Here is a 13,961-nt window from a genome sequence, read left to right on the forward strand (position 1 = left end):
CACCACCGTATACTTTTGCTAGTACGTTAGTGATCGCTGCAGTTAGAGTTGTTTTACCGTGGTCAACGTGGCCGATTGTACCTACGTTTACGTGCGGTTTCGAACGTTCAAACTTTTCTTTTGCCATTTTCAAAATTCCTATAAAGAAATTAAAGTCCGACCCGAAGATCGGACCGAACTCAAATTACTTAACAGCGCGAGCTGCAATAATTCCATCAGCTACATTTTTAGCCGCTTCTGCGTACTTGAGGAATTCCATCGAGTACGAGGCACGACCTTGTGTAGCTGATCGTAAGTCAGTTGCATAACCGAACATTTCTGAAAGTGGTACTTCGGCGTTCACTTGTTTTAAGCCGCCTGGTGCCTCTTCCATTCCTTCGATCATACCGCGACGACGGTTTAGGTCGCCTACAACATCACCCATATTTGCTTCAGGAGTGATCACTTCTACCTTCATGATAGGCTCTAACAACACGGGGTTCGCTTCAAGCGCGCCGTTACGCATTGCCATTGCACCTGCGATCTTAAAGGCCATTTCGTTGGAGTCGACATCGTGGAACGAACCATCGAATAACGTCGCTTTAACGCCCAGAAGCGGATAACCAGCAAGAACACCTTGCTCCATCTGCTCGTGGAGACCTTTTTCTACCGCTGGAATATATTCCTTCGGTACAGTACCACCAACGATTTCGTTAACGAACTCGAATGTTGGTGCTTCTTCATCGCTAATATCAAGCGGTTCAAGTTTGACCCAAACATGACCATATTGGCCACGACCACCCGATTGACGAACAAACTTACCCTCAACCTTAACGGCTGAACGAATCGCCTCACGGTAGGCAACCTGAGGTTTACCAACGTTACATTCAACTTTGAATTCACGCTTCATACGGTCGACGATAATATCGAGGTGTAATTCACCCATACCAGAGATAATAGTCTGGCCAGATTCTTCGTCTGTTTGTACGCGGAAAGAAGGATCTTCTGCCGCTAGTTTACCTAGCGCGATACCCATCTTTTCTTGGTCTGCCTTGGTTTTTGGCTCTACCGCAACAGAGATCACCGGCTCTGGGAATTCCATACGCTCTAGCGTAATGATTGCATTCCCGTCACACAGGGTATCACCTGTTGTTACGTCTTTGAGACCAATCGCAGCGGCGATATCGCCGGCACGAACTTCTTTGATCTCTTCACGTGAGTTTGAGTGCATCTGGACGATACGACCGAAGCGCTCACGCTTTGATTTAACTGGGTTATATACCGTGTCACCCTGGGCAACTGTGCCTGAGTACACACGGAAGAAGGTTAGCGTGCCTACAAACGGGTCGGTAGCAATTTTAAAGGCCAATGCTGAGAAAGGCGCTTTGTCATCTGCTGGACGCGTGTCTTCAGTCTCGCCATCATCAAGAACACCTTGAATCGGTTTAACTTCGGTAGGTGAAGGCATGTATTCAATCACGGCATCAAGCATCGCTTGCACGCCTTTGTTCTTGAACGCACTGCCGCAACTCATCAGCACAATTTCGTTGCTTAGAGTGCGAGCACGAAGGCCTTGCTTGATCTCAGCTTCGCTGAGCTCACCTTCTTCTAAATATTTGTCCATTAGCTCTTCATTGGCCTCAGCCGCCGCTTCCACAAGAAGTGAGCGGTATTCTTCGGCTTGGTCTTGAAGCTCTGCCGGGATCTCCTCAAATGTAAATGACATCCCCTGGTCCGCTTCGTTCCAGTTGATGGCTTTCATCTTGATAAGATCAATTACACCTTTAAAGTCTTCTTCAGCACCAATAGGCAGCTGAATCGGAACAGGAGTTGCACCCAGACGGGTTTTCACCTGATCTACAACCGACAAAAAGTCGGCGCCAATACGGTCCATTTTATTTACGAAGATCATACGTGGAACTTCGTATTTATTGGCCTGCCGCCAGACTGTTTCTGTCTGTGGCTGTACACCTGATGAAGCACAAAGCACGACAACAGCACCATCAAGTACACGCAGTGAACGCTCAACTTCAATGGTGAAGTCTACGTGCCCTGGGGTATCGATGATATTGATGCGATGGTCGTCAAATTGCGCGTCCATCCCTTTCCAGAAACAAGTGGTCGCAGCAGACGTGATGGTAATACCACGCTCCTGCTCTTGCTCCATCCAGTCCATAGTTGCAGCACCATCGTGTACCTCACCAATTTTGTGAGATAGGCCCGTGTAAAAAAGTACACGTTCCGTCGTGGTGGTTTTACCTGCATCTACGTGAGCACAAATACCGATATTGCGGTAGCGCTCAATTGGAGTTGTACGTGCCATATAATCCTCTTAAAGGTTAAGGACAGATTACCAACGGTAATGAGCGAATGCTTTGTTCGCTTCAGCCATACGGTGAACGTCTTCACGTTTCTTAACCGCAGTGCCTTTGTTATCAGCTGCGTCGATCATCTCTTGAGCCAGACGAAGGCCCATAGATTTTTCACCACGCTTACGTGCAGCTTCAACCAACCAACGCATACCTAGTGCGTTGCGGCGAACTGGACGAACTTCAACTGGTACTTGGTACGTTGAACCACCTACACGGCGAGATTTAACCTCTACCTGTGGGCGAACGTTTTCAAGTGCAGACTCAAAGATTTCTAGGTGCGGTTTGCCTGATTTCTCAGCAGCCACGTCTAGCGCACCATAAACGATGTTTTCAGCAGTAGACTTTTTGCCGTCAAGCATTACTACGTTGACGAACTTTGCAAGTAATTCTGATCCGAACTTAGGATCTGGAAGAATTTTACGTTGACCTATTACGCGTCTTCTAGGCATTTTATCTCTCCGATTTCTTCAGGTCTGTTTTTTGAACAGATTCCCAAAACTAATATTTAATTAAAACTTAAGTGCTTGGCCTTACTAACGGAGAACCATTAGCCCTTAGGACGTTTTGCACCGTACTTAGAACGACCTTGTTTACGGTCATTTACGCCGGCACAGTCAAGTGCACCGCGAACAGTGTGGAAACGTACACCAGGTAAGTCTTTAACACGACCACCACGGATAAGGATTACACTGTGCTCTTGAAGGTTGTGGCCTTCACCACCGATGTAAGATGTTACTTCGAAACCGTTTGTTAAACGTACACGGGCTACTTTACGTAGAGCCGAGTTTGGTTTCTTAGGAGTAGTGGTATATACACGAGTACATACACCACGCTTTTGTGGACATGCCTTAAGCGCGGCTGAGTTACTAGTTGTAACCTTGCTGCGACGTGGCTTGCGCACTAGCTGGTTAATAGTTGCCATCAAATAGCTCCTGATGAAAAATTAAAGTTACTACTGAAATTAAAAATTCCGCCCAATTTACACACTGCGATAACACCAGCGAGTAAAAGGGTGGCGGAATTTTAATGAGCAAAGTTTAGCCTGTCAACCAAAACAACGCCGAGAGCGGTATTATACCGCCCTCAGCGTGACTTAATTATGAAATTAAGCGGTTATTCTTGGTCGCCAGACAAATCTGCATTAAGTGCATCAGTCAGTGCTTGGGTTGCTTCCTCGGCACTTACTGTTGGCTCAAGCAGTTCCTCTGCATTCTGTTTACGACGATTTTGGCGGTCTTGGTGATACGCAAAGCCGGTACCGGCTGGGATCAAGCGACCCACGATTACGTTTTCTTTCAGACCGCGAAGTTCATCGCTCTTACCATTTACAGCGGCTTCAGTTAGGACACGTGTCGTCTCCTGGAACGAGGCTGCTGAAATGAATGATTCGGTTGCCAATGATGCTTTGGTAATACCCATTAGCTGAATTTCATACTTCGCTGGGATCTTACCTTCGGCCTCAAGTTCACGGTTTGCGATGCTTACGCGTGCAACTTCAACCTGTTCACCGGCTAGGAATTCAGTGTCGCCACCGTCAAGGATGATACATTTACGTAGCATCTGACGAATAACAGTTTCGATGTGCTTATCGTTAATCTTTACACCCTGCAGACGGTAAACGTCTTGCACTTCATTAACGATGTAGTTAGCAACATCGGTCACACCACGTAGACGAAGGATATCATGTGGAGACTCTGGACCATCGGCGATTACTTCACCTTTGCTCACTGTCTCACCTTCGAACACGTTAAGCTGACGCCACTTTGGAATCATCTCTTCGTATGCATCACCTTCCGCTGGGGTGATTACAAGACGCTTCTTACCTTTGGTTTCTTTACCAAAGCTTACCGTACCTGAGATCTCCGCTAGGATGGCTGGATCTTTCGGCTTACGCGCTTCGAATAGGTCAGCAACACGTGGTAGACCACCGGTAATATCACGAGTTTTCGAACCTTCTTGCGGGATACGTGCAAGCACATCACCTGGGTTCACCGTGGCGCCATCGCTCACCTCAATGGTGGTGAATGACGGTAGGCGAATCTCTTGCAGGCCGCGCTCTTCATTCTCAATGATAAGCTTAGGCTCTTTCGCATTCACCTTGGCTAGGTCTTTAACAACCACACGCGTTAGACCAGTCAACTCGTCGGTCTGAGCTTCGGTGTTAGAGTCATCGATATCGCTGAACGATACTTTTGACTCGTGTTCGATGATGATTGGGTGACTGTGCGGGTCCCACATCGCTACGATGTCGTTGCCTTTCACTTCGGCACCATCTTGTACCGTTAACACTGCACCGTAAGGTACTTTATAACGCTCTTTCTCACGACCATGCTCATCAATGATGGTGATCTCGGTAGAACGTGAAGTGATAACGATCTTGCCTTCTGAATTCAACACATATTTCGCATTGTGAAGTTTCAGACGACCGTTGTTTTTAACTTGTACGCTGTTCTCTGCAGATGCCCGCGATGCCGCACCACCGATGTGGAAGGTACGCATGGTAAGCTGTGTACCTGGCTCACCGATTGACTGTGCTGCAATAACACCGACCGCTTCACCTGGGTTGATGATATGGCCACGAGCCAAGTCACGACCGTAACATTTAGCACATACACCAAAGTCATTGTCACAGGTGATAACAGAACGAACACGTACTTCATCCACTGAGTGCTCTTCAAGTAGGTCACACAGCTTTTCATCAAGCATGATGTTACGCTCAACCAACACTTCCTCAGTGCCTGGCTTAAGTACGTCTTCAGCAACTACACGGCCTAGTACACGCTCGCGTAGCGGCTCTACCACGTCACCACCTTCAATGAGTGGCTTCATAGTTAGACCATCTTCCGTGCCACAGTCGCTCTCATTGATTACCAAGTCTTGCGCTACGTCTACGAGACGACGCGTTAGGTAACCCGAGTTCGCTGTCTTCAATGCGGTATCGGCAAGACCTTTACGCGCACCGTGCGTTGAGATGAAGTACTGAAGTACGTTTAGACCTTCACGGAAGTTCGCGGTAATTGGCGTTTCGATGATTGAACCATCTGGACGAGCCATTAGACCACGCATACCCGCTAGCTGACGAATCTGAGCGGCACTACCCCGTGCGCCCGAGTCGGCCATCATAAACACTGAGTTGAATGAGTCTTGCTCTTCTTCGTTACCCTCAGCATTGATAACAGTGTCTTTCGATAAGTTCGCCATCATTTCGCGTGATAAGTTTTCGTTCACACGTGACCAAATATCGATAACTTTGTTGTACTTCTCACCCGCTGTTACAAGACCAGACTGGAACTGTTGGTTGATTTCGGCAACCTCAGCTTCCGCTGCATCGATGATCTCGGTTTTAACCGGCGGGATTTCCATGTCGTTGATGCCGATTGATACACCCGATTTCATCGCATAGTGGAAACCGGTGTACATCACTTGGTCAGCAAACACTACGGTGTCTTTCAAGCCTAGACGACGGTAACACTCATTAAGCATACCTGAGATTTGCTTCTTACCTAACGCACGGTTAACCAGTGAGAAAGGTAAGCCTTTAGGCATGATCAACGAGAAAATAGCACGACCAACAGTGGTATCGATAACGCCGGTCACTTCTTCAGTGCTGCCGTCTTCTTCGATTACCGTTTCTGTCATCCGTACTTTTACTCGAGCATGTAGCTCGGCAGTACCAGTACGATAGGCTTTTTCAGCTTCTTTCGCGTCTTTAAATACCAGGCCTTCACCTTTGGCATTAATGCGATCACGGGTCATGTAGTAAAGACCCAAAACAACGTCCTGTGAAGGTACGATGATTGGCTCACCGTTCGCAGGCGAAAGAATGTTGTTGGTTGACATCATCAACGCGCGTGCTTCGAGCTGCGCTTCTAGCGTTAATGGTACGTGAACCGCCATTTGGTCACCGTCGAAGTCAGCGTTATACGCCGCACACACCAATGGGTGCAGGTGAATCGCTTTACCTTCGATAAGTACCGGCTCAAACGCCTGAATACCCAAACGGTGAAGGGTTGGTGCACGGTTAAGTAGCACTGGGTGTTCACGAATAACTTCGTCTAGTACGTCCCAAACCTCTGGTACTTCGCGCTCAACCATCTTCTTCGCAGCTTTGATGGTTGTCGCCATACCACGGCGCTCAAGTTTGCCGTAGATGAAAGGCTTGAATAGTTCAAGAGCCATTTTCTTAGGCAGACCACACTGGTGTAGTTTCAGTGTAGGACCTACGGTAATTACAGAACGGCCTGAGTAGTCAACACGCTTACCAAGAAGGTTTTGACGGAAACGACCTTGCTTACCTTTGATCATGTCTGCAAGCGACTTAAGTGGACGCTTGTTGGAACCGGTAATAGCACGACCACGACGACCGTTATCAAGGAGCGCATCGACCGCTTCTTGCAACATACGCTTTTCGTTGCGTACGATGATGTCTGGCGCGGCTAAATCGAGAAGACGCTTCAAACGGTTGTTACGGTTGATCACACGACGATAAAGGTCGTTTAGATCTGACGTCGCAAAACGACCGCCGTCTAGTGGTACAAGTGGACGTAGATCAGGCGGTAGCACTGGAAGAACGCTCATTACCATCCACTCAGGATTGTTACCTGATTGGTGGAATGATTCCATCAACTTCAAACGCTTGGTAATTTTCTTACGCTTGGTTTCAGAGTTGATAGTTGGTAGCTCTTCGCGCATTTCTGCAATCAGCTGACCTAGGTCGAGTTCTTTAAGAAGATCAAGTACAGCTTCTGCACCCATCTTCGCTTCAAATTCATCACCGTGCTCTTCAAGAGCATCAAGGTACTCTTCTTCACCTAAAAGCTGACCACGCTCAAGCGTCGTCATACCAGGTTCGGTTACCACGAATGATTCGAAGTACAGCACACGCTCGATGTCACGAAGCGTCATATCAAGCATTAGGCCGATACGCGATGGCAGTGATTTTAGGAACCAAATGTGTGCCACTGGGCTTGCCAGCTCAATGTGACCCATACGGTCACGACGCACTTTGGTTAGCGTTACTTCAACGCCACACTTTTCACAAATAACACCACGGTGCTTCAAGCGCTTGTATTTACCACACAAACACTCGTAATCTTTCACTGGGCCGAAAATACGGGCACAGAATAAGCCGTCACGCTCAGGCTTGAAAGTACGGTAGTTAATGGTCTCAGGTTTCTTTACTTCACCATATGACCATGAACGCACCATGTCCGGCGAAGCAAGACCAATGCGAATTGCATCGAATTCTTCGGTCTTATTTTGTTGCTTCAGAAACTTAAGTAAGTCTTTCACCTTAGCTCTCCTGTCGGAGGTTAATCTCGAGGGCGGCAAGCCGCCCATTTATTTGTTCGCAGGTTTGGGCGCCTTGCGCCCGACCGGCTTATTCTTCTTCCAGCTCGATGTTGATACCGAGTGAACGGATTTCTTTCAACAATACGTTGAATGATTCTGGCATACCCGGTTCCATCTTGTGGTTACCGTCAACGATGTTCTTATACATCTTAGTACGACCATTCACGTCATCCGACTTCACAGTCAACATCTCTTGCAGGGTATAAGCCGCGCCGTACGCTTCTAGTGCCCAGACTTCCATCTCACCGAAGCGCTGACCACCGAACTGTGCTTTACCACCTAGCGGCTGCTGCGTTACTAGGCTGTATGAGCCAGTAGAACGCGCGTGCATCTTGTCATCAACAAGGTGGTTCAGTTTCAGCATGTACATGTAACCAACCGTTACTTGACGCTCAAACTGATCGCCAGTACGACCATCATACAGCGTTACCTGACCGCTTGATGGGTAACCACCGAGCTCCAACATTTCCTTGATTTCGCTTTCGCGAGCACCGTCAAATGCAGGAGTAGCAATCGGTAGACCGCCTTTTAGATTCTCTGCTAGGCGACGAACTTCGTCATCAGAGAAGCTAGCGATGTCTACTTGCTGGCGACATTCACCCAGTTCGTAAGCTTTCTTGATGAATTCACGCAGTTCGTGAAGCTCACGCTGCTCTTTCATCATTTCTTCAATACGCTCACCGATACCGCGTGCCGCAAGACCCATGTGAGTCTCTAGGATCTGACCGATGTTCATACGCGATGGTACGCCCAGCGGGTTCAATACGATATCAACGGTACGGCCTTTCTCATCGTAAGGCATGTCTTCTACAGGTACGATAGTCGAGATAACACCTTTGTTACCGTGACGACCCGCCATCTTATCACCTGGCTGGATGCGACGTTTAACCGCTAGGTAAACCTTCACAATCTTCAACACGCCTGGCGCTAAGTCATCACCTTGAGTGATCTTGCGACGTTTCGTTTCAAACTTCTTATCGTACTCAGCTTTAAGCTCATCGTACTGCGCTGCTAGTTGCTCAAGTTCTGCTTGCTTGCCTTCATCAGCTAGGCTTTGTGTTAATAGCTTATCAGCAGCGAGACCTTCTAGGCTGGCTGCATCCATGCCTGCGCCGGTCAATAGACCACGAGCACGGCTTAACACACCTTCTTCAAGAATCTTGAACTCTTCGTTGAAGTCTTTCTTCGCTTCACGAAGCTGCATTTCTTCGATTTCAAGCGCACGTTTGTCTTTTTCTACACCGTCACGGGTGAAGACTTGTACGTCGATTACGGTACCTGATACTGAGTTTGGTACACGTAGCGAGCTGTCTTTAACGTCAGACGCTTTCTCACCAAAGATGGCACGCAGTAGCTTCTCTTCAGGCGTAAGCTGAGTTTCACCTTTAGGTGTTACTTTACCTACTAGAATGTCGCCGCCTTTCACTTCTGCACCGATGTAAACAACGCCAGACTCATCTAGCTTGCCCAGTGCAGACTCACCCACGTTCGGGATGTCAGCAGTGATTTCTTCCGGCCCAAGCTTAGTATCGCGAGCAATACACTGAAGCTCTTGGATATGGATAGTCGTTAGACGATCTTCTTTTACAACATTCTCTGAAAGAAGGATTGAATCCTCGAAGTTGTAACCATTCCAAGGCATGAATGCCACGCGTAAGTTTTGACCTAACGCCAAGTCGCCAAGGTCTGTTGACGGACCATCAGCAAGTACGTCACCACGTACAATTGGCTCACCAACCATACAAGTTGGCTTTTGGTTAATACAGGTGTTCTGGTTAGAACGGGTGTACTTAGTTAGGTTGTAGATGTCGATACCCGCTTCGCCAGGTACACGCTCATCTTCATTTACGTTGATAACGATACGGCTCGCATCAGCGTAATCAACCACACCACCACGCTTAGCAACGATAGTTACACCCGAGTCTTTCGCAAGTGTAAGCTCGATACCTGTACCTACTAGTGGTTTATCAGCACGTAGTGTCGGTACAGCCTGACGTTGCATGTTCGATCCCATCAATGCACGGTTCGCATCATCGTGCTCTAGGAATGGGATAAGCGCAGCAGCGACTGAAATAACCTGTTGTGGCGAAACGTCCATATACTGGATATCATCGCGCGGCATCAAGGTTGACTCGCCTTTGTGACGGCAAGTAATCAGCTCTTCTACAAATCCGTTGTCATCGTTTAAGTCAGCATTTGCCTGAGCAATAACGAACTGACCTTCTTCGATAGCAGAAAGGTAATCAACCTCGTCGGTAACCGCACCATCAACCACTTTACGGTAAGGTGTTTCTAGGAAACCAAAGTCATTGGTACGTGCATACGTAGACAATGAGTTAATTAGACCGATGTTTGGACCTTCAGGCGTTTCGATTGGACATACGCGACCGTAGTGCGTTACGTGTACGTCACGTACTTCGAAGCCTGCACGCTCACGCGTAAGACCACCCGGACCTAATGCAGAAATACGACGCTTGTGCGTAACTTCTGATAGCGGGTTGTTTTGGTCCATAAATTGAGAAAGCTGTGATGAACCGAAGAACTCTTTCACCGCTGCCGAAATTGGCTTGGCGTTGATAAGGTCTTGCGGCATGATGGCATCAAGGTCACCAAGGCTTAGACGCTCACGTACAGCACGCTCAACACGAACTAGACCGACACGGAACTGGTTTTCTGCCATTTCGCCTACAGAGCGGATACGACGGTTACCAAGGTGGTCGATGTCATCAACATCGCCTTTACCGTTACGGATATCGATAAGCACTTTCATCACGGCAACGATGTCTTCTTTAGACAAAGTACCTGGGCCTTCGTCGGTGTCATAACCAACGCGGCTGTTGAACTTCATACGACCTACGGTTGATAGGTCATAGCGCTCATCGGTAAAGAATAAGTTTTCAAATAGCGCTTCTGCAGCTTCTTTTGTCGGCGGCTCACCTGGGCGCATCATTCGGTAGATTTCTACCAAGGCCTCAAGGCGATTTGTAGTTGAGTCGATACGAACGGTATCTGACATGTAAGAGCCGCTGTCTACTTCATTGATATATAAAGTAGCAATTTCGGTGTGACCTGCTTTAACAAGCTCAGCCATTAGCTCAAGCGATAGTTCATCGTTAGCATTGGCGATTACTTCACCTGTTGACTCATCAACATAGTTTTTCGCTAATACTCGGCCAATGACGTACTCATGCGGTACTTCTAGCTGCTTGATGCCTTTTTTCTCGATGCTCTTGATGTGACGCGCAGTAATACGACGGCCTTGTTCTACCAAGACTTCGCCATCTTCGCCTTTAATGTCAAAGGCTGCGGTTTCACCACGTAGACGCGCAGGCACAAGCTCCATAAGAACTTTACCGTCACTCACCTCAAAGGTAGTGGTTTCAAAGAAGATATTAAGAATTTCTTCTGTTGAGTAATCAAGCGCGCGCAAAATGATCGACGACGGCAACTTACGGCGACGGTCGATACGTACGTAGAGATTATCTTTAGCGTCGAATTCAAAGTCGAGCCATGAACCACGGTAAGGAATAACGCGAGCGTTATAAAGCACCTTACCAGAGGAGTGCGTTTTACCGCGGTCGTTATCAAAGAATACACCAGGTGAACGGTGTAGCTGAGAAACGATAACACGCTCAGTACCATTGATAACAAAGGTACCTGTGTCAGTCATGAGCGGAATTTCGCCCATGTAAACTTCTTGCTCTTTGATGTCTTTAACTGTGCCGGGTGCTTCTTTGTCCATAAGCACAAGACGAAGTTTTACGCGAAGTGGAGCAGAATAAGTCACACCGCGGATTTGACATTCTTTAACATCGAACACTGGCTCACCAATACGATAACTTACGTATTGAAGCTCAGAGTTGCCCGAATAGCTTTTAATCGGGAAAACGGAGCGGAAGGCAGCTTCCAAACCGAAATCGCCGTCAGCGTCCGGAGTTAAGAATTTTTTAAACGATTCTAACTGCATTTGCAGTAAGAAAGGTACGTCCAAAACCTGTGGACGTTTACCAAAATCCTTACGGATACGTTTCTTTTCAGAATAAGAGTAAGCCATGGGGTTCCTCAGCTTGCTGATCTTTGACCCTACCTGTTCTTGTAAGAACAGACATAACTGGCATCTATGCCAATATTTACAACATTTAGAATTGTTGTTCCTAAATGTCACTGCTATTGCCAATGAAGTTGCGTAACCAATTGAAAATAAAAGTGAAATTTAGGTTTAGAGCACCCTGGAGCAAATTTTCGCTCTATAGCGCAAAAGGGCCGGTGATTAAATAATCACCAGCCCTTGCCTGATTACTCAGGCAGCGAACCTAGCATACGCTAGATTACTTGATCTCAACTTCAGCACCAGCTTCTTCAAGATCTTTCTTAAGTGCTTCAGCTTCTTCCTTAGAAACACCTTCTTTGATAGGTGCAGGAGCTGATTCAACAAGTGCTTTAGCTTCTTTAAGGCCAAGACCTGTTGCGCCACGTACCGCTTTGATAGCAGCAACTTTGTTACCGCCAGCGCCAGCTAGGATTACGTCGAACTCAGTCTTCTCTTCAGCAGCTTCAGCAGGACCAGCAGCAACAACAGCAGCAGCTGCAGTTACGCCGAATTTTTCTTCCATTGCTTCTACTAGTTCAACAACTTCCATTACTGACATTTCAGCAATAGCGTCAAGGATTTGGTCTTTAGTTACAGACATTATAAATTTCCTAATATTCTCGAACCCGAGGGTTCATTAAATTCATTACACCGATAAAGAACAATAGCTTATAAATAAAAATTAAGCAGCTTGTTCTTGTTTCTGGTCGCGAACTGCAGCAAGAGTTTTTGCCAACTTGCCTGCAGAAGCTTCTTTCATAGCGCTCATTAGACGTGCAACTGCTTCGTCGTATGTAGGTAGCTTAGCTAGCATATCTACATCTACGATTTCACCGTCAAATACAGCCGTTTTAAGCTCAAATGCTTCGTTACTCTTTGCGAAATCTGTGAAGATACGCGCTGCAGCACCTGGGTGCTCAGAAGAGAAAGCGATTAGGCTAGGGCCTACTAGTGAATCGTTAAGACACTCGTAATCAGTCCCTTCGATAGCGCGTTTAGCTAGAGTGTTACGAACGACTTTCATCCATACACCTGCTTCACGAGCTTCTTTACGAAGTGAAGTGATAGCGTCAACAGTTACACCACGAGAATCTGCAACTACTGCAGATAGAGCACCTTTGGCAGCTTCGTTGACTTCAGCAACAATTGCTTTTTTGTCTTGAAGATTTAAAGCCATGGGTGTTACTCCTGGTTCAGTGAGATACCGAAATACCTCAGTTTTACTCTACTCCATCATCATGACGGAGCTGCTTGTTACGGCGAGAGCCAGAAGATTAGGAAAAATCTAGCTGGGATTCACACCGTCTACGTAGGAAATTAAGCAATACGTGACTGCACCTACGGTCTTGGACGGAAGCCAACAACGTTGGCTTCAACCCGAATTCGTTGATTGTTGAGTTCAATACTCAACAAAATGGCGCGAAATTATAGTATAAAAATCGCGCCACGTAAACTCCTAAATTACGCTACTTGCGTGCTTAGTGAGTTTTGGTCAACAGCAACACCTGCGCCCATAGTAGTCGAGATGCTTACTTTCTTGATGTAAGTACCTTTTGCTTGTGAAGGCTTAGCCTTCTTAAGCGCTACGATAAGAGACTCAAGGTTTTGTTGTAGCTGTTCAGCAGTGAAGTCAACTTTACCAATGGTAGAGTGGACGATACCGTTCTTGTCGTTGCGGTAACGAACCTGACCCGCTTTCGCGTTTTTAACTGCTTCAGCAACATTAGGTGTTACAGTACCAGTTTTAGGGTTAGGCATAAGACCACGTGGACCTAGGATTTGACCTAGTTGACCAACAACGCGCATTGCATCTGGAGAAGCAACAACAACGTCAAAGTCCATCTCGCCAGCTTTTACTTTGTCAGCAAGATCTTCCATACCTACGATATCCGCGCCAGCTTCTTTAGCTGCGTCTGCATTAGCACCTGAAGTGAATACAGCAACGCGAACGTCACGACCAGTACCATTTGGAAGTACAGTCGCACCACGTACGTTTTGGTCAGATTTACGTGCATCGATACCAAGGTTAACAGCAACGTCAACACTTTCAACGAACTTAGCAGTTGCTAGCTCTTTTAGAAGTGCAACAGCTTCGTTGATTTCGTAATCTTTAGTGACATCCACTTTTTCGCGGATAGTACGCATACGTTTAGTTAATTTTGCCATTA

Annotated in this window: 9 protein-coding genes; all 9 read right to left on the reverse strand. The window is 47.1% G+C overall.

What is annotated here, in order from left to right:
- Nucleotides 1-127, reverse strand: a 127-nt coding sequence (locus MHM95_RS17815; RefSeq protein ID WP_228553369.1) for a GTP-binding protein, incomplete at its 3' end; no start/stop codon positions are given.
- A 57-nt stretch (nucleotides 128-184) separates the two neighbouring features.
- Nucleotides 185-2,302 (reverse strand): elongation factor G, encoded by a 2,118-nt coding sequence (gene fusA, locus MHM95_RS17820; protein WP_022944283.1) that lies wholly within the window; start codon nucleotides 2,300-2,302, stop codon nucleotides 185-187.
- Between the two features lie 27 nt (nucleotides 2,303-2,329).
- Nucleotides 2,330-2,800: a 30S ribosomal protein S7 gene (gene rpsG / locus MHM95_RS17825; protein WP_022944284.1), complete on the reverse strand. Its 471-nt coding sequence runs from the start codon at nucleotides 2,798-2,800 to the stop codon at nucleotides 2,330-2,332.
- Between the two features lie 98 nt (nucleotides 2,801-2,898).
- The gene (gene rpsL, locus MHM95_RS17830) at nucleotides 2,899-3,273 is read right to left on the reverse strand and encodes a 30S ribosomal protein S12 (protein ID WP_022944285.1); all 375 of its coding nucleotides are present in this window, start codon (nucleotides 3,271-3,273) and stop codon (nucleotides 2,899-2,901) included.
- Between the two features lie 191 nt (nucleotides 3,274-3,464).
- The gene (gene rpoC, locus MHM95_RS17835) at nucleotides 3,465-7,643 is read right to left on the reverse strand and encodes a DNA-directed RNA polymerase subunit beta' (protein ID WP_022944286.1); all 4,179 of its coding nucleotides are present in this window, start codon (nucleotides 7,641-7,643) and stop codon (nucleotides 3,465-3,467) included.
- An 88-nt stretch (nucleotides 7,644-7,731) separates the two neighbouring features.
- On the reverse strand, nucleotides 7,732-11,757 hold the full coding sequence (gene rpoB, locus MHM95_RS17840; RefSeq protein WP_053911724.1) for a DNA-directed RNA polymerase subunit beta: 4,026 nt from the start codon (nucleotides 11,755-11,757) through the stop codon (nucleotides 7,732-7,734).
- A gap of 274 nt (nucleotides 11,758-12,031) precedes the next feature.
- The gene (rplL, locus tag MHM95_RS17845) at nucleotides 12,032-12,394 is read right to left on the reverse strand and encodes a 50S ribosomal protein L7/L12 (RefSeq protein WP_022944288.1); all 363 of its coding nucleotides are present in this window, start codon (nucleotides 12,392-12,394) and stop codon (nucleotides 12,032-12,034) included.
- An 81-nt stretch (nucleotides 12,395-12,475) separates the two neighbouring features.
- Nucleotides 12,476-12,970 (reverse strand): 50S ribosomal protein L10, encoded by a 495-nt coding sequence (gene rplJ, locus MHM95_RS17850; RefSeq protein WP_022944289.1) that lies wholly within the window; start codon nucleotides 12,968-12,970, stop codon nucleotides 12,476-12,478.
- A 284-nt stretch (nucleotides 12,971-13,254) separates the two neighbouring features.
- Nucleotides 13,255-13,959: a 50S ribosomal protein L1 gene (rplA, locus tag MHM95_RS17855; RefSeq protein WP_022944290.1), complete on the reverse strand. Its 705-nt coding sequence runs from the start codon at nucleotides 13,957-13,959 to the stop codon at nucleotides 13,255-13,257.
- Nucleotides 13,960-13,961: the final 2 nt, after the last annotated feature.

Origin of the sequence: Pseudoalteromonas sp. CnMc7-15, from assembly GCF_022347925.1 — a bacterium.
Taxonomy (GTDB): Bacteria; Pseudomonadota; Gammaproteobacteria; order Enterobacterales; family Alteromonadaceae; genus Pseudoalteromonas; species Pseudoalteromonas ruthenica.

Excerpts from the sequence above, each read along its gene's own strand:
- rpsG (WP_022944284.1), bottom strand. The coding sequence starts at position 2,800 with ATGCCTAGAAGACGCGTAATAGGTCAACGTAAAATTCTTCCAGATCCT.
- rplA (WP_022944290.1), bottom strand. The coding sequence starts at position 13,959 with ATGGCAAAATTAACTAAACGTATGCGTACTATCCGCGAAAAAGTGGAT.
- rpsL (WP_022944285.1), bottom strand. The coding sequence starts at position 3,273 with ATGGCAACTATTAACCAGCTAGTGCGCAAGCCACGTCGCAGCAAGGTT.
- fusA (WP_022944283.1), bottom strand. The coding sequence starts at position 2,302 with ATGGCACGTACAACTCCAATTGAGCGCTACCGCAATATCGGTATTTGT.
- rplL (WP_022944288.1), bottom strand. The coding sequence starts at position 12,394 with ATGTCTGTAACTAAAGACCAAATCCTTGACGCTATTGCTGAAATGTCA.
- rplJ (WP_022944289.1), bottom strand. The coding sequence starts at position 12,970 with ATGGCTTTAAATCTTCAAGACAAAAAAGCAATTGTTGCTGAAGTCAAC.
- rpoB (WP_053911724.1), bottom strand. The coding sequence starts at position 11,757 with ATGGCTTACTCTTATTCTGAAAAGAAACGTATCCGTAAGGATTTTGGT.